19 protein-coding genes and 2 tRNA genes are annotated in these 20,114 nt (G+C 62.2%); all 21 read right to left on the reverse strand.

The window, feature by feature from the left end:
- Positions 1–48: 48 nt before the first annotated feature.
- The 21 genes from nusA to ACVOLO_RS06530 all read right to left on the reverse strand — a co-directional run bounded on the left by nusA (position 49) and on the right by ACVOLO_RS06530 (position 20,088).
- Positions 49–1,560 carry a transcription termination factor NusA gene (nusA, locus tag ACVOLO_RS06430; protein WP_481569419.1) on the reverse strand — a complete coding sequence of 504 codons (1,512 nt, stop codon included), beginning with the start codon at positions 1,558–1,560 and terminating at the stop codon, positions 49–51.
- A gap of 4 nt (positions 1,561–1,564) precedes the next feature.
- On the reverse strand, positions 1,565–2,155 hold the full coding sequence (rimP, locus tag ACVOLO_RS06435; protein WP_481569420.1) for a ribosome maturation factor RimP: 591 nt from the start codon (positions 2,153–2,155) through the stop codon (positions 1,565–1,567).
- 201 nt (positions 2,156–2,356) lie between these two features.
- Positions 2,357–2,433 (reverse strand) — tRNA-Met (locus ACVOLO_RS06440).
- A gap of 201 nt (positions 2,434–2,634) precedes the next feature.
- The gene (nuoN, locus tag ACVOLO_RS06445) at positions 2,635–4,095 is read right to left on the reverse strand and encodes an NADH-quinone oxidoreductase subunit NuoN (protein ID WP_481569421.1); all 1,461 of its coding nucleotides are present in this window, start codon (positions 4,093–4,095) and stop codon (positions 2,635–2,637) included.
- A gap of 36 nt (positions 4,096–4,131) precedes the next feature.
- Positions 4,132–5,643, reverse strand: coding sequence for an NADH-quinone oxidoreductase subunit M (locus tag ACVOLO_RS06450; RefSeq protein ID WP_481569422.1), 1,512 nt, complete (start codon positions 5,641–5,643; stop codon positions 4,132–4,134).
- Positions 5,644–5,662: 19 nt separating this feature from the next.
- Positions 5,663–7,774, reverse strand: coding sequence for an NADH-quinone oxidoreductase subunit L (gene nuoL / locus ACVOLO_RS06455; RefSeq protein WP_481569423.1), 2,112 nt, complete (start codon positions 7,772–7,774; stop codon positions 5,663–5,665).
- 6 nt (positions 7,775–7,780) lie between these two features.
- Positions 7,781–8,086: an NADH-quinone oxidoreductase subunit NuoK gene (gene nuoK, locus ACVOLO_RS06460; protein WP_057633757.1), complete on the reverse strand. Its 306-nt coding sequence runs from the start codon at positions 8,084–8,086 to the stop codon at positions 7,781–7,783.
- Entirely contained in the window at positions 8,083–8,736 is a 654-nt protein-coding gene (locus tag ACVOLO_RS06465) for an NADH-quinone oxidoreductase subunit J (protein ID WP_481569424.1), read from the reverse strand. The genes nuoK and ACVOLO_RS06465 overlap by 4 nt, the downstream gene beginning before the upstream one ends.
- A 9-nt stretch (positions 8,737–8,745) precedes the next feature.
- Positions 8,746–9,234, reverse strand: a complete 489-nt coding sequence (gene nuoI / locus ACVOLO_RS06470) for an NADH-quinone oxidoreductase subunit NuoI (RefSeq protein ID WP_057633763.1) — start codon at positions 9,232–9,234, stop codon at positions 8,746–8,748.
- 3 nt (positions 9,235–9,237) lie between these two features.
- Positions 9,238–10,332: an NADH-quinone oxidoreductase subunit NuoH gene (gene nuoH / locus ACVOLO_RS06475; RefSeq protein ID WP_481569425.1), complete on the reverse strand. Its 1,095-nt coding sequence runs from the start codon at positions 10,330–10,332 to the stop codon at positions 9,238–9,240.
- Entirely contained in the window at positions 10,329–12,563 is a 2,235-nt protein-coding gene (gene nuoG, locus ACVOLO_RS06480) for an NADH-quinone oxidoreductase subunit NuoG (RefSeq protein WP_481569426.1), read from the reverse strand. The genes nuoH and nuoG overlap by 4 nt, the downstream gene beginning before the upstream one ends.
- Complete coding sequence (nuoF, locus tag ACVOLO_RS06485) at positions 12,560–13,897, reverse strand: NADH-quinone oxidoreductase subunit NuoF (protein ID WP_481569427.1); 1,338 nt, start codon at positions 13,895–13,897, stop codon at positions 12,560–12,562. Before nuoF ends, nuoG begins: the two co-directional genes overlap by 4 nt.
- 3 nt (positions 13,898–13,900) lie before the next feature.
- Complete coding sequence (gene nuoE / locus ACVOLO_RS06490; RefSeq protein WP_481569428.1) at positions 13,901–14,428, reverse strand: NADH-quinone oxidoreductase subunit NuoE; 528 nt, start codon at positions 14,426–14,428, stop codon at positions 13,901–13,903.
- A gap of 91 nt (positions 14,429–14,519) precedes the next feature.
- The gene (locus ACVOLO_RS06495; RefSeq protein WP_481569456.1) at positions 14,520–15,749 is read right to left on the reverse strand and encodes an NADH-quinone oxidoreductase subunit D; all 1,230 of its coding nucleotides are present in this window, start codon (positions 15,747–15,749) and stop codon (positions 14,520–14,522) included.
- Positions 15,750–15,838: 89 nt separating this feature from the next.
- Positions 15,839–16,591, reverse strand: a complete 753-nt coding sequence (locus tag ACVOLO_RS06500) for an NADH-quinone oxidoreductase subunit C (protein ID WP_481569429.1) — start codon at positions 16,589–16,591, stop codon at positions 15,839–15,841.
- Positions 16,592–16,624: 33 nt separating this feature from the next.
- On the reverse strand, positions 16,625–17,179 hold the full coding sequence (locus ACVOLO_RS06505) for a NuoB/complex I 20 kDa subunit family protein (protein ID WP_017354657.1): 555 nt from the start codon (positions 17,177–17,179) through the stop codon (positions 16,625–16,627).
- Positions 17,170–17,526 carry an NADH-quinone oxidoreductase subunit A gene (locus ACVOLO_RS06510; protein WP_481569430.1) on the reverse strand — a complete coding sequence of 119 codons (357 nt, stop codon included), beginning with the start codon at positions 17,524–17,526 and terminating at the stop codon, positions 17,170–17,172. The genes ACVOLO_RS06505 and ACVOLO_RS06510 overlap by 10 nt, the downstream gene beginning before the upstream one ends.
- A gap of 111 nt (positions 17,527–17,637) precedes the next feature.
- Positions 17,638–17,722, reverse strand: a tRNA-Leu gene (locus ACVOLO_RS06515).
- 49 nt (positions 17,723–17,771) lie between these two features.
- Positions 17,772–18,203, reverse strand: coding sequence for a preprotein translocase subunit SecG (gene secG / locus ACVOLO_RS06520; RefSeq protein ID WP_481569431.1), 432 nt, complete (start codon positions 18,201–18,203; stop codon positions 17,772–17,774).
- A gap of 27 nt (positions 18,204–18,230) precedes the next feature.
- Entirely contained in the window at positions 18,231–18,986 is a 756-nt protein-coding gene (gene tpiA, locus ACVOLO_RS06525; protein ID WP_481569432.1) for a triose-phosphate isomerase, read from the reverse strand.
- Between the two features lie 163 nt (positions 18,987–19,149).
- A complete protein-coding gene (locus tag ACVOLO_RS06530; protein ID WP_481569433.1) occupies positions 19,150–20,088 on the reverse strand; it encodes an isopenicillin N synthase family dioxygenase in 939 nt (312 codons plus the stop codon).
- Positions 20,089–20,114: the final 26 nt, after the last annotated feature.

Below are 20,114 nucleotides of genomic sequence, written 5' to 3' on the forward strand. Positions count from 1 at the left end.
GCGCGGAGTCTACGCCCTGAGCGGCTCAGGGCACTGTTCATCGCTGGCTCATTCGCCGCGCTCCAGGCGGGCGATCTCCTCGGCGCGGGCTGCCAGGACCAGCGCCGCGGCGCGCTCAAGATCCATACCCTCGATGCCGAACTCCAGAATCTCGTCGGCAGCCAGATCCGACAGATCCTCGCTCGTACGCACACCATTGCCAGCCAGTGCGTACGCAGTTGCTTCATCCATGCCCTTCAGGGCCAGCAGGTCGTCGGACGGCAGGCCATTCTCGGCCCCCTCCTCCACCGCCAGCGCTTCATTCAACAGTGCATCGCGAGCACGGGCGCGGAGTTCCTCGACGATGTCCTCGTCGAAGCCTTCCACCGCCAGCAGCTCGCCGACCGGCACGTAGGCAATTTCTTCCACCGTACCGAAACCTTCGGACACCAGGATGCCGGCGATTTCTTCGTCCACTTCCAGCTTGTCCATGAACAACTGGCGGGCAACGGTCTGCTCGGCCTCGGACTTGGCGGTCACCTGGTCCTGGGTCATCACATTCAGCTGCCAACCCGTCAAACGGCTGGCCAGGCGCACGTTCTGGCCGCCCTTGCCGATGGCCTGCGCCAGACGATCTTCCGCCACGGCCAGGTCCATCGAGTGACGGTCTTCATCCACGATGATCGACTGCACTTCCGCCGGGGCCATCGCATTGATGACGAAGTTGGCCGGGCTCTCGTTCCACAGCACGATGTCCACGCGCTCGCCATTGAGCTCGTTGGATACAGCCTGGACGCGCGAACCGCGCATGCCGATGCAGGCGCCGATCGGATCGGTGCGGCTGTCATGGGCCAGCACGGCGATCTTGGCGCGGTCACCCGGGTCACGTGCACAGGCCTTGATCTCGACCAGGCCCTGGCCGACTTCCGGCACTTCGAGCTTGAACAGTTCAATCATGAATTCCGGTGCAGCACGGCTGATGAACAGCTGCGGGCCGCGCGGCTCCGAGCGCACCTCGGCCAGGTAACCACGCACGCGGTCACCGGCACGCAGCACGTCGCGCGGAATACCCTTGTCCTTCGGAATGAACGCTTCGGCGTTGCCGCCCAGGTCCACATAGATGTTGCCGCGCTCGGCGCGCTTGACCACGCCCGTCACCAGCTCACCCACGCGGTCCTTCCACGCATCAACAACCTGCTGACGTTCGGCTTCACGTACGCGCTGCACGATCACCTGCTTGGCAGCCTGCGCGGCGATGCGGCCGAAATCCGGGTTCTCGATCTGCTCTTCGATGTAATCGCCAATCTCGACGCCGTCGGCCTCTTCGATCGCGTCCATCATGCGGATCTGGCGGTCCGGCGACTCCATCACCACGTCGTCAGCCACCACTTCCCAGCGACGGAAAGTTTCATAGCTGCCATCTTTCTGGTTGATCGACACGCGCGCGAGCACGTCCTGATCGGGGTAGCGCTTCTTCGCCGCAGAGGCGAGTGCCGCTTCGATCGCATCAAAAATTACTTCACGCGGCACGCCTTTTTCGTTGGCGACCGCGTCAACTACCAGCAACAGTTCCTTGCTCATCGGCTCACTCCGCGCGCGGCTTTTTGGCCGCCGTTTCGTTGTTGGATTTATTCTTGGCCTTGCCACCCTGCTTGGGTGCCGGACCAGTCGGTTTGGTCGGCGCCAGGCCAAGAGCGGCCCAGTCCGGAATGATGCGGGCCTTGTCGATATTGTCGAACGAAGCCACGAACGGCTTGCCATCAACGACAAACGTCACAGTGCCCTTGGCGGCATCGACTTCGGCAATCTCACCTTGCAACCGGCGGCGGTTCTCCTGCGGCAGCGTCAAGCCCACCTTGGCCGACTGGCCCAGGTGCTGCTCGAAGTGCTCCAGCGTGAACAACGGGCGATCCACACCCGGGGAAGACACTTCCAGCGTGTAATTGCCGCTGATCGGATCTTCCACATCCAGTTGCGCAGACACTTCCCGGCTCACCCGCTCGCAATCGTCGACATTGACCATGCGCTCAGGCTGTTCGGCAAGCGGCACATCAATATAGAGACGCAGCGTGGCACCGCCGGGGGCCGGCAGATACTCGACGCCCAGCAAATCAAGCCCCAACGCATCCACGGTGGGGCCCAGCAGATTCGCGATTTCAGTAGCTTTGTCGCTCACAGCCTGCCTTGTTTCGATAAATGAGGACCGGCGTTACCCAGTCGGGATTTTCCGTATTGCGGAAACAACAAAGGGCCCATCAGGGCCCTTTGTCCGGCATGAATCCGGTGACTTGGATTCCGGTTACAAGAACGGAAGCAAACGTTCTTGCGAGCCCAGACTCTGGCCCTTATCAGCATGACTGACAATAAAGGCCGAAGCTGGTAGCGGGGGCAGGATTTGAACCTGCGACCTTCGGGTTATGAGCCCGACGAGCTGCCAGACTGCTCCACCCCGCAGCAGAAGCGGAATTATGAAGTAATTAAGCGGAAACTGCAAGCTTTATTTACTTCACCGATTTCTCTTTTTGGGAGAAATCTCCGGAAGAACCTCTTCCGGGTGAATCGCCCTTTGGGCGATTCCGAGATGACCGGCTGGCCGGTCATGTCGTCAACTCAGGAGGTGAATATTACACGATTCACGCGAGTTTGTATCGTTTTTTATGACAAATGTGCAAAAGCGTTGCGCATCCACTCCAGAATCGGCCCCAGACCCAGCGGCAACACCAGAAGCAGAATCGAGTTCACGCCCAGCACGATCCCCAGGATACGGTCGTTGTTGCGCGGCAGCGCCTCCCCGACCGGCTCATCGAAGTACATGACCTTGATGACGCGCAGGTAGTAGAAGCAACCGATCACCGCGCAGATCACGCCCAGCAGCGCCAGCCAGAGCAAGCCGCCGTTGACCGCCGCGCCCAGCACTGCCAGCTTGGTCCAGAAGCCTAGGAACGGAGGAATGCCTGCCAGGGACGCCATGATGCACAGCACCAGGCCAGCCATCCACGGACTACGGGCGTTCAAGCCCTTGAAGTCTTCGATGTTCTCGGCTTCAAAGCCTGCACGTGACAGGGCGATGATCGCGCCGAATGCCGCGGTGGACATGATGGCGTACGCCACGGCGTAGAACATCGCCGCCGAATAGCCCTGCTCGCCGCCACCGGCAATGCCCATCAGCAGGAAGCCGATATGCGACACGGTCGAGTAGGCCAGCATGCGCTTGAGGTTGGTCTGCGCAATGGCCATCAGGTTGCCGACGATCAGTGACAGTGCGGCCAGGCCGGCTAGCACATACTGCAGCTCGGTCGACAACGGGCCAACACCCACTTCCAGCAGACGGTACGCCATGCCGAAAGCCGCCAGCTTCGGTGCCGAGCTGATGAACAACGCAATGGGAGCCGGCGCTCCCTGATACACGTCAGGCAGCCACATATGGAACGGTGCCGCGCCCAGCTTGAAAGCCACACCGGCGATCATGAACACCGCGCCGGTCAACAGCAGCACACGCTCATCGGAGTGCGCAATGGCGCCATGGATGGCATCCAGGTGCAACGAGCCGGTAGCACCATAAATCAGCGACATGCCGTACAGCAGCAGGCCCGAAGCCAACGAGCCCAGCACGATGTACTTCATGCCAGCTTCCGTCGCCAGCTTGTTCTCACGGTTGCTGGCCACCAGCGCATAGGAGCACAGCGCCAGCAGTTCCAGGCCCAGGTACACCATCAGCAGGCTGCCGGCCGAGACCAGGATCATCATGCCGGCGGTGGCGAACAGAACCAGCACCGGGATCTCGCCCTGGAACAGGTTGCGCTCGCGCAGATAGCTCCAGCCATAGACAAGGCTCAGGCCACTGACCAGCACCACCACGGTCTTCATGATGTCCGCGGCATTGTCGCGGATGAACATGCCATGGAATACCTCGCCCTGCCCGCCCACGCCGCCAAGCAGCATCACGAAGGCGACAGCGAGGATGGCTACCGAGATGAAATGGGTCCAGACCTTGTGCCGGTCGCTGATGAACAGATCAAGGATCAGCAATGCGAAGGCGCCACCAATAACCACCATTTCTGGCAGCAACGGCGGGAGGTCAGCGGTGGTCAACGGCAGAAGCGTCGGCGTTGTCATCATCAAATCCTGGAATCAATACTCTCGACGGGCCGCTTACAGCAGCTTGCTCGATGCGATCTGCATCGCCAGCTTGGCGATGGACGGCTCCATCAGGTCCGTCAACGGCTTCGGATACAGGCCCAGGGCCAGCGTACCGATGGCAAACACACCCAACACCAGCCACTCACGACCGTTGATGTCCTTCAACTCGGCCACATGGGCGTTGCCCACCTCGCCGAAGAACACGCGCTTGTACAGCCACAGCGAATACGCGGCACTGATGATCAGGGTGGTGGCCGCGCCGAGCGCGACCAGCGGATTCCACTGGAATGCAGCCAGCACAATCATGAATTCACCGACGAAACCACTGGTGCCCGGCAGGCCCGAGTTGGCCATGAAGAACAGCAGTGCGAAGGCGGCAAACCACGGCATCACGTTGACCACGCCGCCGTAATCGGCAATGCGGCGGCTGTGCATGCGGTCGTACAACACGCCGACGCAGGAGAACATGGCGCCAGACACGAAACCGTGCGAAATCATCTGCACCATCGCGCCCTGCAGGCCAAGACGTGCTGCGTCGGCATTGCCGGCTTCACGCACCAGCCAAAGCGCAGTGAACGTACCCAGGGTGACGAAGCCCATGTGCGCGACCGACGAATAAGCAATCAGCTTCTTCATGTCGTCCTGCACCATGGCCACCAGGCCAACGTAGATCACCGCGACCAGCGACAGCGCGATCACCAGCCACGCCCACTCGCTGCTCGCGTCCGGCACGATCGGCAGGTTGAAGCGCAGGAAGCCGTAACCACCAATCTTCAGCGCAATGGCCGCCAGGATCACCGAACCTGCGGTTGGCGCTTCAACGTGCGCGTCCGGCAGCCAGGTGTGCACCGGGAACATCGGCACCTTGACCGCGAAGGCAATCAGGAACGCGAAGAAGATCCACGTCTGCTCCTTGGCCGAAAGCTGCAGCTGATACAGGTCAGCCAGCTGGAAGCTACCGCCCTTGATGTACAGGTAAACCAGTGCCACCAGCATCAGCACCGAGCCGAGGAAGGTGTACAGGAAGAACTTCATGGCCGCATAGATGCGACGCGGGCCGCCCCAGACACCGATGATCAGGAACATCGGGATCAGCATGGCCTCGAAGAACACGTAGAACAGCATCGCATCGGTGGCGGCGAAAATACCGACCGTGACGCCTTCCAGGATCAGGAACGCGGCGACGTACTGATTGACGCGCTTGTCCACCACGCCCCATGCACCGACCAATGCAAGCACGCCGATCAGCGTGGTCAACAGGATCAGGGCGATGGCGATGCCGTCGACGGCCAGGTTGTAGCCGATGTTGAACGCCGGAATCCAAGGATGCTGTTCGACGAACTGCATGATCTCGGCGGCATTGCGGTCGTAGCCGCTCAGCAGACCAAGGCTCAGCACAAAGGTGAGCAGTGCTACTGCCAAGGACGCCCAACGGGCGGCCTGGGCGTTGCGCAAGGCGAGGATCAACGCACCGCCGATGATCGGCAGCCAGATGAGAATACTAAGTAGAGGCCAGTTCGACACGTCTTCTATTCCGTACAGGTCAACGCCAGAAATGCATCAGCAGGCCCAGCAGGGCAATCAGGCCGATGATCATCACGAAGGCGTAGTGGTAGAGGAAACCGGATTGGGTGCGGCGCAGCAGGTTGGCAGCCAGCTCGACCACGCGGGCCGTACCGTTCACCACCACCCCATCGACGACCGTGCTGTCCACCGCACGGGCGGCCTTGCCGAGCTGCACACCGCCGCCGGCGAAGCCGTCGATCCAGAGCTTGTCGAAGCCGTACTTGTTTTCCAGCACCGAAACCACCGGCGCAAGGTTCTTGCGGGCCTTGCCTGCCAGTTCCGGCTTCCAGACGTAGAACGCCCAGGCCAGCACGAAACCTGCAACCGTCAGCCAGAACGCCGGCATCTGCATGCCGTGTACCGCATAGGCTACCGAACCGTGCCAGAACTCCTTGCCCACAGCGGCAATGGTGTCGCGGGCCGGATCGTAGAAATCAACGATGCCGGTGAAGAACGACATGGCCTGGCCCGGCACACCCGCCGCGGCGGCGTGACCGTCCCAACCCGTACCAAACAGCATCGGGCCGATGGTGAAGAAACCGATCAGCACTGACGGAATGGCCAGCAGGATCAGCGGCAGCGTCACCACCCACGGCGATTCATGCGGCTCATGTGCGCCGTGACCGTGGTGATCGTCGTGGCCATGGCCGTGATGACCGTGGTCGTCATGCGCATCGCGGAAGCGTTCCTTGCCGAAGAAGGTCAGGAACAGCAGGCGGAAGCTGTAGAAGCTGGTCACGATGACACCCCCCAGCACCGCCCAGTAACCGTAGGTAGCCACCCAGCCGGCATCGGCAGCGTGCGCATGCAGCGCGGCCGCTTCGATGATGGTGTCCTTCGAATAGAAGCCCGAGAAGAACGGCGTACCGACCAGCGCCAACGTACCGATCCACATGGTGATGTGGGTGATCGGCATGTACTTGCGCAGGCCGCCCATCTTCATCATGTTTTGTTCGTGATGCATGCCGATGATCACCGAACCGGCACCCAGGAACAGCAGCGCCTTGAAGAACGCGTGGGTCATCAGGTGGAACACGGCACCGGAGTAAGCCGACACACCCAGCGCAACGGTCATGTAACCCAGCTGCGACAGCGTCGAGTAGGCAACCACGCGCTTGATGTCGTTCTGCACGATACCGATCAAGCCAGTGAAGAAGGCCGTGGTAGCACCGATGAACAGGATGAAGTCCAGCGATGCCTGCGACAGCTCAAACAGCGGCGACATGCGGGTCACCATGAAGATACCGGCGGTCACCATCGTCGCGGCGTGGATCAGCGCCGAGATCGGCGTCGGGCCTTCCATCGAGTCGGGCAGCCACACGTGCAACGGCACCTGGGCCGACTTGCCCATCGCACCGATGAACAGACAGATGCAGATGACGGTGGCGATGCTCCACTGGTGGTCGCCGATCAACTGCACCATGGCGTGGCCGGTCGCGTCCGAACCCAGCACGGTGCTGGCATTGGCGAACACGGTGGCGTAATCCAGCGAACCAAAGGCCCACAGGATGCCGCCGATACCGAGCAGGAAACCGAAGTCACCGACACGGTTGACCAGGAAGGCCTTCATGTTGGCGAAGATGGCGCTGGGCTTCTTGAAATAGAAACCGATCAACAGGTACGACACCACGCCCACCGCTTCCCAGCCGAAGAACAGCTGCAGGAAGTTGTTGCTCATCACCAGCGTGAGCATGGAGAAGGTGAACAGCGAGATGTAGCTGAAGAAGCGCTGGTAACCGTCGTCCTCGGCCATGTAGCCGATGGAGTAGATGTGCACCAGCAGCGACACGAAGGTCACCACCACCATCATCATCGCCGTCATGCGGTCGATCATGAAGCCGACGTGGGCCGAGTACTGGCCAACCTCGAAGAAGGTGTAGAGGTTTTCGTTGAACGGTTGCGCCCCACCCCACAGCAGCTGGTACAGCACCTGCGCCGAAAGCGCGAAGCTGACCGCCACACCGAGAATGGTGACGTACTGGGCGCCCTTGCGCCCGACCTGGCGTCCGAAGAGGCCGGCGATGATGCTGCCGAGCAGCGGTGCAAGCACCGCCACAATCAACAGACTCTTGGAGAGAGTGATTTCCATCTCGGATCAGCCCTTCAACGAATCGACTTCGCCCACGTTGATGGTGTGGCGGGTACGGAACAAGGTCACCAGGATCGCAAGGCCGATTGCAGCTTCTGCCGCGGCCACGGTCAGGATGAAGAACACGAACAGCTGTCCGGCGGTATCACCGAGCTGACGCGAGAAGGCGATGAAGTTGATGTTCACCGACAGCAGCATCAGTTCAATCGACATCAGCAGCACAATGATGTTCTTCCGGTTGAGGAAGATGCCGGCGACGGAGATGCAGAACATCACCGCGCCCAGCGCGAGCATATGGCCCAGGGAAATCATGGCTTGGCCTCCTCGCCACCATCGGTTTTTGTTTCCGACTGCACGACCGGCTTCTCGGCCGCCATCTTGACGATGCGCAGGCGATCCTTGGCCTTGACCATGGTCTGCTCGGTCGGGTTCTGCGTCTTCAGGCCCTGGCGACGGCGCAGGGTCAGCATCACAGCTGCCACCACGGCCACGGTCAGGATCACGGCCGCAAATTCGAACGGCAGCAGGTATTCGGTGAACAGGCTGCGAGCCAGCCAGGTGACGTTGGACGTATCAGCGGCAATCGCCGCGGCGTTGTCCACCGGGAACGGTGCGGTGCGCGCCTTGATGCCGATCAGCGTCAGCATCTGCACCAGCATCACCACCGCGACCACCAGGCCAACCGGCAGGTAACGCACCCAGCCTTCACGCAGGTTGGTGGTATCGATGTCCAGCATCATCACCACGAACAGGAACAACACCATCACCGCGCCGACGTACACCAGCACCAGGGTGACACCGAGGAACTCGGCCCCCACCAGCAGCCACACGCAGGCGACCGAGAAGAAGGTCAGGATCAGGCACAACACGGCATACACCGGGTTGCGCACGCTGATCACGGACGCAGCAGAAATGCCTGCGATGACCGAGAAGAACCAGAAAGCAATGTTTACCCAATCCATCTCAAGACCTCAGCGGAAAGCGGCGTCGGCGGCGCGGCGCTCGGCGATTTCGGCTTCAAGCCGGTCGCCAATGGCCAGCAGCTGCGGCTTGGTGATGATGTTCTCGCCACGCTTCTCGAAGTGGTATTCAAGAATGTGGGTCTCCACGATCGAGTCCACCGGGCAGCTCTCTTCACAGAAACCGCAGAAGATGCACTTGAACAGATCGATCTCGTAACGCGTGGTTCGGCGGGTACCGTCTTCGCGCTTGGCCGAATCGATGGTGATGGCCAGCGCCGGGCACACCGCTTCGCACAGCTTGCAGGCAATGCAGCGCTCTTCACCGTTGGGATAACGGCGCAGTGCGTGCAGGCCACGGAAACGCGGCGACTGCGGGAACTTCTCCATCGGATACAGCACGGTGTACTTGGGCTTGAACGCGTACTTCAGCGTCAGCCACAAGCCGCCGAGCAGCTCCAGGAGCAGCAGGCTTTTGAAATAGTGGGTGATCTTATTCATGAATCAAACGCCCTTCTGGATCACGCCGTAGAACACCATCAGTGCCGTCACCGCGATCCAGAAAATGGTCAGCGGGATGAACACCTTCCAGCCCAGACGCATGATCTGGTCGTAACGGAAACGCGGGAAGCTGGCACGGAACCAGATGTACGCACTGGCGAAGAACAGCACCTTGAGCAGCAGCCACGGCCAGCCGCCGGTCCACACCCAGTTGATCCACGGCGAGATATCCGCCGTGACCCAGCCCTGGATCGGGCTCAGCCAACCGCCAAGGAAGAAGATCGCGATCAGGAAGCTGACCAGGATCATGTTGGCGTATTCGGCCAGGAAGAACAGTGCGAATGCGCCGCCGGAGTACTCGACCATGTGGCCAGCAACGATTTCCGATTCGCCTTCCACCACGTCGAACGGCGCGCGGTTGGTTTCGGCGACGCCGGACACCCAGTACACGACGAACAGCGGGAACAGCGGCAGCAGGAACCAGTCGAACAGACCCGAGTTGCCCTTCTGCGCCAGCACGATCTCGGTCAGGTTCAGGCTGCCGGCGGCGATCATGACGCCGACCAGTGCGAAGCCCATCGCGATTTCGTAGCTGACCACCTGCGCGGCCGAACGCATCGCGCCGAGGAAGGCGTACTTGGAGTTGGACGCCCAACCAGCCAGGATCACGCCGTAAACGCCCAGCGAGGTCATCGCCAGCAGGTACAGCAGGCCGACGTTGGCGTTGGACAACACCAGCTTGTAATCGAACGGAACCACTGCCCACGCCGCGAACGACGGCGCCAGCACGATCAGCGGCGCGATGATGTACATCGCCTTGTGCGCACTGGCCGGGGCGATGATTTCCTTGAACAGCAGCTTGGTGACGTCGGCGAACGCCTGCAGCAGACCGCCCAGGCCCACATACATCGGCCCGTGACGGACGTGCATCCAGCCGATCAGCTTGCGCTCCCACAACACATAGAACGCAACCGAGATGATCACCGGCATGGCGATGGTCAGAATCTTCAGCACCGTCCACAGCACGATGCCGATATCACCCAGCGACATGAACCACTGATACAGCGGATCGATCGCGTTCAACAGCAACTCGTTCATGCAGCCACCACCGTTACACGAGCGGCACCCAGCGGCGCGGTTGCGCCGTGGCCCGATTCAATCCAAACCGTCCCGGCGGCGACGCGCGCGTCAACCACCACCGGCAGCGTGGCACGACCGGCATCGGTGCCGACCTTGGCCATCTGGCCTTCGCTCAACTGCAGACGCGCGGCATCTTCGGTGTTGAGCACAATGCGCGGATCATTGTTCAGCGGATGCGACTGCAGTGCCTGCGCACGACGCACCACGGCGTCGGTACGGTAGATCGCCGGCGTCGAAGCCACTTCCAGGCCTTCGCCAACCAGCTGCGGCTGTGCCGAAGCAGCAACCTTCACTGCAACCGGCTGCAGACCTGCACGCAGGCCTGCCAGATCGGTGAAACCGAAGCCAGCCAACTGCATGTCACCGCCCAGGGCACGCAGCACGCGCCAGCCCTCGCGGGCCTCGCCCTGCAACTTGCCGCCGGCACGCGTGGTCTGCTCGCGGCCATCGAGATTGGTCAGCGTCGCGTCGATTTCCGGCAGCGCGCCAATCGGCAGAATCAGGTCAGCCACATCGCGGGTCGAAGCGCAGGCGAACTGGCTGAATGCCACCACCTTCGATCCGGCCAGCGCCTTGCGGGCGGCGGCGGTGTCGGCGAAATCCAGGCCCGGCTCGATGCCATACAGCACGTAAGCCTTGCGCGGCTGCGCCAGCATCGCATTGACATCCTTGCCGGCCGGCAGCACGCCGACGCGCGACAGACCCACGGCGTTGGCACCCTGCGGAATGCGGCACAGCTTGGCGCCGGTAGCCTCGGCAAACGCACTGGCAGCCGAACGGATCGCAGCGGCCTGCGGATGATTTTCAGCAATGGCACCGACGATGATGACGGTGTTGCTGCCAGCCTTCACCGCATCGACCAGCTGTGCGTTGCCCAGTGCTTCAGCAAAGCGCGACGGGGCGACGATCTGCTTGCCGGCCAGCTTGAACGCGAAGTCGAAGTCAACCGGGTTGACCGCGAAGATCTGCGCGCCGTTCGTGGCCTGCGCCTTGCGCAGACGGGCATGCAACAGCGGCAGTTCGTGGCGGATATTGCTACCCAGCACGACGATGCGATCCGCAGCTTCGATGGCCGCCAGCGAGGTGCCAAACACCTCGGCAACCGGCGCATCGGAGAAATCACGGTTGTTGATGCGGTGGTCGATATTGTTCGAGCCCAGCGCAGCGGCCAGACGCGACAGCAGCGCGCCCTCCTCGTTCGAGGTGGACGGGTGCACCAGCACGCCGAGGTCGTCGCCACGGTTGGCTTCAAGAACTTCGCGGGCGGCGGCCAGACCTTCAGCCCAGCTCACTTCCTTCCACTCGCCGTTGACCTTCTGCAGCGGCTTGGTCGCGCGGTCGGCAGCGTACAGGCCCTGATGCGAGTAACGGTCACGGTCGGACAGCCAGCACTCGTTGACCAGCTCATTGTCACGCGGCACCACGCGCAGCACTTCGCCGCGACGCACGTGCAGGAACAGGTTCGAGCCCATCGCGTCGTGGTAACCCAGCGATTCACGCGCGGTCAGTTCCCACGGGCGTGCCTTGAACTGGAACACCTTGTTGGTCAGCGCGCCGACTGGGCACACGTCGATGACGTTGCCGGACAGCTCGGTGGTCAGCGGCTTGCCGTCGTAGGTGCCGATCTGCAGGTTCTCACCACGGTACATGCCACCCAGCTCGTAGGTGCCCGCAACTTCAGCGGTGAAACGCACGCAACGGGTGCACTGGATGCAACGGGTCATCTCGGTGGCGACCAGCGGCCCCATGTCCTCGTCCACGACAACGCGCTTGCGCTCGTTGAAGCGGCTGACCGAACGGCCGTAGCCCAGCGATACGTCCTGCAGCTCGCACTCGCCGCCCTGGTCGCAGATCGGGCAGTCCAACGGGTGGTTGATGAGCAGGAACTCCATCACCGAACGCTGGTACTTGAGCGCCTTCTCGTTGCGGGTCTGGATCTTCATGCCATCCATGACCGGCGTTGCGCAGGCCGGCGACGGCTTGGGCGACTTTTCAACGTCAACCAGGCACATGCGGCAGTTGGCGGCGATCGGCAGCTTCTCGTGGTAGCAGAAGCGCGGGATCGGAATGCCGGCCTTGTCGGCAGCCTGGATGATCATCGAGCCCTTGGGCACGACCAATGCCTGGCCATCAATCTCGATCGAGACGTGATCCGGCGGCACGTTGGGATTTATCGGTTGCGCGCTCATGCGGCAGCAGCCTCCACCTTCTTGCCGTCAACCATCGAATGACCGTTGACGATGTAGTACTCGAATTCGTCCCAGAACTGGCGCAGGAAACCCTGGATCGGCCATGCAGCCGCCTCACCGAACGCGCAGATGGTGTGGCCTTCGATCTGGCCGGCCACCGTCTTGAGCTGGTGCAGGTCTTCCATCGTGGCCTGGCCGGCGACGATGCGTTCCAGCACGCGATGCATCCAGCCGGTACCTTCGCGGCACGGGGTGCACTGGCCACAGGATTCCTTGTGGAAGAACTGGCTGATGCGGCACGCGAACTTCACGCAGCAGACGCTGTCATCCAGCACCACGATGGCACCCGACCCCAGGCCCGAGCCCAGTGCGCGGATGGTGTCGTAGTCCATCGGCAGCCCCTTGAGCTGCTCGGCGGTCAGCACCGGCATCGACACACCGCCGGGAATGGCCGCCTTCAACTTGCGACCCGGACGCAGGCCACCGGCCATTTCCAGCAGATCGTCGAAGGGGGTGCCCAGCGGCACTTCAAAATTGCCGCCCTTGGTCACGCAACCGGAGACCGAGAAACACTTCGGGCCGCCGTTGTTGGTCAGGCTGAGGTTCTTGAACCACTCCGGGCCGTTGCGGATGATCGCCGGCACCGAGCCGTAGGTTTCGGTGTTGTTGATCGTCGACGGCTTGCCGTACAGGCCGAAGTTGGCCGGGAACGGCGGCTTGTAGCGCGGCTGGCCCTTCTTGCCTTCCAGCGATTCCATCAGCGCGGTTTCTTCGCCGCAGATGTAGGCGCCAGCGCCCAGCGCACCGTAGATATCGATATCCACGCCGCTGCCCATCACGTTCTTGCCCAGCCAGCCGTGCTTGTAGGCATCGGCCAGGGCCTGCTCGAAGTGCTCGAACGGCTCGTGGTGGAACTCGCCGCGCAGGTAGTTGTAACCCACGGTCGAGCCAGTGGCGTAGCAGGCAATGGCCATGCCCTCCACCACCGAGTGCGGGTTGTAACGCAGGATGTCGCGATCCTTGCAGGTGCCCGGCTCGGATTCATCCGAGTTGCAGAGGATGTACTTCTGCACGTCGCCCTTGGGCATGAAGGACCACTTCAGGCCGGTCGGGAAGCCCGCACCGCCACGGCCACGCAGGCCGGACTGCTTGACCATCTCGATCACGTCAGCCGGCGGGATCTTCTCTTCGATGATCTTGCGCAGCGCCGCGTAACCGCCGGTCTTCAGATAGTTTTCGTACGACCACGGGGTGTCGTAGTGCAGCGTGGTGTAAACCACGTTATGCGGAAGTGGCGCCGGACCGACCGGCCCCTTGGATTCGTGGTGTGCCATGCCTTACTCCAGCCCATCCAGCAACGCGTCGACCTGATCCAGCGTCAGGCGCTCGTGGTAATGACCGTTGATGACCATCATCGGCGCACCCGCGCAGCCAGCCAGGCACTCTTCCTCCTTCTTGAGGTAGACGCGGCCGTCCGCGGTGGATTCACCGTGCTTGATGCCCAGCTTCTTCTCGCAATGGCGGACGATGTCGTCGGCGCCGTTGAGCCAGCAGCTGATGTTGGTGCAGATGGCGACGTTGTTGCGGCCCACCTTCTCGGTCTCGAACATCGAGTAGAAGCTGGCAACCTCGTAGGCCCACACGAACGGCAGGTCCAGGTACTTGGCCACGGCAGCAATCAACTCGTCGCTCAGCCAGCCCTGGTTCTGCTCCTGTGCCGCATGCAGACCCTGCAACACCGCCGAACGCTTGCGCTCCGGCGGGAACTTGGTCAGCCAATGATCGATGTGAGCACGCGTCTTGTCATTCAACACGACCATCGGGTCGACGTCGCGTGCCGCCTCGTAATTACCTGTCGCCTTCATCGGCCGACCTCAACGAATACCAAATTCTGGAAAACCAATGCCTGCAGCAGCGTCGCCGCGCAGGCATCGGGCGTTGTGCAGCGACCGGGCATTACCGATCAACCTCACCGAACACGAGGTCGTAGGTACCGATCATCGCCACCACGTCGGCCAGCATGTGGCCACGCACGATCGAGTCGATCGAGGACAGGTGGGCAAAGCCCGGTGCACGCAGGTGCACGCGGAACGGCTTGTTGGCGCCGTCGGACATCAGGTAGCAACCGAACTCACCCTTCGGCGCTTCGACCGCAGCGTAGGTTTCGCCGGCCGGCACGCAGTAGCCTTCACTGAACAGCTTGAAGTGGTGGATCAGCGCTTCCATGTCGTCCTTCATCTCGGCGCGAGCCGGCGGAGCGACCTTGAAGTTCTTGACCATCACCGGGCCGGGGTTGGCCTTCAGCCACTGCACGCACTGCTTGATGATGCGGTTGGACTGACGCAGCTCGGCGATGCGCACCAGGTAACGGTCGTAACAGTCACCGTTGGTGCCCAGCGGGATGTCGAAATCGACCGCATCGTACTTGGCGTACGGCTGCTTCTTGCGCAGGTCCCAGGCGATACCCGAGCCGCGCAGCATCACGCCGGTCATGCCCCATGCCAGCGCATGTTCCGGGCTGATCACGCCGATGCCGACGGTACGCTGCTTCCAGATGCGGTTGTCGGTCAGCAGGGTTTCGTATTCGTCAACACGCTTGGGGAACTCGTTGGCGAAGCTCTCCAGGAAGTCGAGCAGCGAGCCTTCGCGCGAAGCGTTCAAACGCTTCAGCGCATTGCCCTTGTGCCAGCGCGACTCCTTGTACTTGGGCATCGTGTCCGGCAGATCACGGTAAACGCCGCCCGGACGGTAGTACGCCGCGTGCATGCGTGCACCGGAGACTGCTTCGTAGCAGTCCATCAGCTCTTCGCGCTCGCGGAAGGCGTACAGCATCACCGCCATCGCACCCAGGTCGAGCCCGTTGGAGCCCAGCCACATCAGATGGTTCAGGATGCGGGTGACTTCGTCGAACAGGGTGCGGATGTACTGCGCACGCTCCGGCACCTCGATACCCACCAGGTTTTCGATGGCGCGGACGTAGGCGTGCTCGTTGCACATCATCGAGCAGTAATCCAGGCGGTCCATGTAGCCAACCGACTGGTTGAACGGCTTGGATTCGGCCAGCTTCTCGGTCGCGCGATGCAGCAGGCCCACGTGCGGGTCGGCGCGGACGATGGTTTCGCCGTCCATTTCCAGAATCAGGCGCAGCACGCCATGCGCGGCCGGATGCTGCGGGCCGAAGTTCATGGTGTAGTTGCGGATCTCCTGCCGGGACTCGGCGGGATTGCTCGCAAAGGCCTGCGAAGCCTGATGGAATTCCTTGTTTACCTGCGCGCTCACTTGCTTGCCTCCGTCTGCGCGCGCTCGCCTTCCGCAGTCTGGAAGCGGGCGTCATCGCGGATCACGCGCGGCACGCCGACGCGCGGTTCGACCGAAGTCACCGGCTCGTACACCACACGCTTCTTTTCTTCGTCGTAACGCACTTCGACATTGCCGATCAACGGGAAATCCTTGCGGAACGGATGCCCCACAAAACCGTAGTCGGTCAGGATGCGACGCAGGTCCGGGTGACCTTCAAAGATCACACCAAACAGGTCGAAGGCTTCACGCTCGAACCAGTTCAAGCCCGGCCACACGTCAACCAGCGAGGCCACGACCGGCAGCTCTTCACTGGGTGCGAAACAGCGGATGCGCAGCAGCTGGTTGTGCTGGTACGAACGCAGCTGGACAACCACAGCAAAACGCTGCTTCGGCAGCGCATCGGGCTGTGCGCCATCGGCGGCTTCATGGCTGGGGAATTCACCCCAGGCGAAACGGCCGGCGCCGCTGCCTTCCACGCCGCGGCTGAAGCCGTGCGAAGAGACATCGGAAGTGTCCCACTCGTCGCTGCCGTAGCCGAGATAATCGACACCGCACAGGTCGGTGGCATGCTCGAAGCCGAACTCGTCACGCAGCGCCAGGGCAACCACATGCCAATCAGCCGACGGAACCTCCAGCGTCACTTCGCCGCGCGGTTCAACCACAGAGACCTGCGCACCGGCGAAACGCGCGCGAAGTCGGTCAATGAGTGAAGATGCTTGCTGGGCCATGGGGGCTGGCGTGCTCTTGATTTGAAAGGGGGGTCAGCGGGCGATGGTCTGGGTACGCCAGATCTTCTTCTGCAGCTGAAGAATGCCGTACACCAGCGCCTCGGCGGTCGGCGGGCAGCCCGGGACGTACACGTCCACCGGCACCACACGGTCACAGCCACGCACCACTGCATAGGAGTAGTGGTAATAGCCACCGCCGTTGGCGCAGCTGCCCATCGAGATGACCCACTTCGGGTCAGGCATCTGGTCGTAGACCTTGCGCAACGCCGGGGCCATCTTGTTGACCAGCGTGCCGGCCACGATCATCACGTCGGACTGACGCGGCGAGGGACGGAACACCACGCCATAACGATCGAGATCCAGGCGCGCCGCACCGGCGTGCATCATTTCCACCGCACAGCAGGCCAGACCGAAGGTCATCGGCCACATCGAGCCAGTACGTGCCCAGTTCAACAGCGCATCGACGCTGGTGGTCACATAACCCTTCTCGAGCAGGGGGTTGTCGCCTTCGGGACGGAGAATGTCGTCAACCCGCCCTTCCGGGACCGGATTGTTCATCAGGCCGTCGAGAGTTTGGATCACTCCCATTCCAGCGCTCCCTTCTTCCACACGTAGATAAAGCCGAGGAACAGCATGCCCACGAACAGGCCCATGGTGACCAGCGAGCGAGCGCCGAGCTCCATGAACACCTGGGTCCAAGGCACGATGAAAATGATTTCCAGGTCAAAGACGATGAACTGGATGGCGATCAGGTAGTAACGCACGTCGAACTTCATGCGCGCGTTTTCGAACGCCTCGAAGCCACACTCGTAGGCGGAGAGTTTCTCGGAGTCCGGCGAACGGGGAGCGAGGAACCGACCGATGAGCATCAGCGTCACGCCGATGCCGGTGGCGACGATCAGAAACAGCAGGGACGGCAAATATTCGGCCAGCACAGCGATTCTCTCTTGCCTCTGCCCTGAACACCTGACGATGACAGGACATGGGGGATTGACGGGACTTGCCACGAGGGACGCTGCTGCGCCCCCGTACCCGCTTACAAACCATGGTGCCCAAGAGGGGACTCGAACCCCTACGACTCTCGTCGCTACCACCTCAAGGTAGTGCGTCTACCAATTCCGCCACCTGGGCCTACGTCAGCACCGCTGTTTCAACAGTGCGCCGCGTATTGTAACCGTCTTCAGTTTTTATGCGAGCCTTCGACGGGCTTTTCTTCACTTCCCGAAGGAATATTTTCTGCCGGCGCCGTTGCCTGCGGTACTTCACCCACCGCAGCGGCCGGCGGCGCGGCCTGCAGCTCACCTGCCGGCACGGCCGGCGCAGCGACCGGGGCGACGGCCTGCGACATCACACCCAGACCTTCGCCGGACGGACGGGCGCCGTGCGTGGCATACCAGGCCATGAACAGACTGATGCCGAAGAACACCACCGCCAGCCACTTGGTGGACTTGGACAGGAAGTTGGAGGCACCGCGCGCGCCAAACACCGTACCCGAGGCACCGGCACCGAAGCCCGAGCCGGCAGCGGCACCAGAACCGCGCTGCATCAGGATCAGCGCAATCATCGCGATCGCCACCAGCACATAGACCACATTGAGGATCAACATCAGCATTTTGAAATCCGTCCCGGACAGTTCCCGTTAGCGACCGGCGGCTGCCCTCGCGATGGCCAGGAAATCGGCCGCCACCAGTGAAGCGCCACCTACCAGCCCGCCATCCACGTCAGGCTGCGAGAACAGCTCTGCTGCATTGTCGGGCTTGACGCTGCCACCATAGAGGAGCGGCAACGAATCAGCGATTCTAGCATCGCGCTCGGCGACTACGCCACGAATGAAGGCGTGCACGGCCTGGGCCTGCTCCGGGCTGGCAGTCCGGCCGGTACCAATTGCCCATACCGGCTCATAGGCCACCACGGCCTTGGCGAAGGCCGCAACGCCAGCCAGCTCCAGCACCGGACCCAGTTGCGAGGCGATGACCTGCTCGGTCTGGCCGGCTTCGCGCTGCTCCAGCGTCTCACCGACACACAAGACTGGAACCAGCCCCGCGTGAATCGCCGCCACAAACTTGCGCGCCACCAACTCGCTGCTTTCGTGGTGGTACTGCCGCCGCTCGGAATGCCCCACCAGCCCGTAGGTCGCGCCGACATCGACCAGCATCGTCGCCGACACCTCCCCGGTGTAAGCCCCCTTCTCGTTGCAGCTGACATCCTGGGCGCCAAAGGCCAGCGCGGTCGCCTCGAAGTCCTCGACCAGATCCCCCAGGTAAGGCAACGGCGGCAGGATCACCAGATCCACCCCCTCCAGCGGCAAGCCGGCGGCCACCTGCCCCACCAGTTCAGTGGCGAATTGACGGCTGCCATGCAGCTTCCAGTTACCAGCAACGATCTTGCGGCGCATCCAGGGCCACTCCCAATAAAAAATGTGGGCAAAGGATAGCTGAAATGACGACACCAGCAGGACAATCGACGGACATAGCGGGACAAGACGCAAAAACGCCGCCACAGCCCAGGCCGTGACGGCGCGCTTGTCAGCCGGCCGGCAGATCCCGGCGGGCGTTCACTTACTTCAACTTGATCTCGCGCAGGCGCTCTTCCAGGAAGCCGTGGGCAGTGATCGCCTCCGGGTAGCGGCTCGGGTTTTCCGCGGTGATGCACGAGGGCAGCACGTCGATCAGGAAATCCGGGTTCGGGTGCAGGAAGAACGGCACCGAGTAACGCGGCTGGCGCGCCAGCTCACCCGGAGGATTGACCACGCGATGGATGGTGGACGGGTATACGTGGTTGGTCAGGCGCTGCAGCATGTCGCCGATGTTGACCACGATGGTGTCGGCATCGGAGGTGAACGGTACCCACTCACCTTCATGCGACTGCACTTCCAGGCCGGCGGCACTGGCACCCACCAGCAGGGTGATGAAGTTGATGTCGCCATGGGCACCGGCACGGACATTGGGAATGTCGTCAGTGGTGATCGGCGGGTAATGGATGGGGCGCAGGATCGAGTTGCCGTTGTTGGTCTTGTCGGCAAAGAACTCCTGCGGCAGGCCGATGTGCAGGGCCAGCGCCGACAGCACGCGCGAGCCCAGCCGGTCCAGCTTCTGGTACAGGCCGTAACCATGCTCCTTGAAGCCCGGCACTTCGCTCGGCCACAGGTTCGGCGGCATCACCTCGCGGTACTTGGAGTCATCGGCGATTTCACGGCCGATATGCCAGAACTCCTTCAGGTCGAAGTGCTTGGAGCCCTTGGCGGTTTCCACGCCAAACGGCGTATAGCCACGAGCACCACCACCGCCCGCCACGTGGTACTGCTTCTTCACCTCATCCGGCAATGCAAAGAATGCCTTGAAGACGTCATACGCGGCGTCGATGTCGGCCTGCGGGATGCCGTGGTTGCGGATGCCCGCGAACCCCCACTGACGATACGCGGCACCCAGTTCAGCCACGAAGGCGTCACGGTCGGTATCGAAGCGGGTGATGTCGAGGGTGGGAATACGGGAACTCATGCAACTACTCCAGAGAAGGGAACGGG

The sequence above is a fragment of the Stenotrophomonas sp. STEN056 genome (assembly GCF_056759635.1).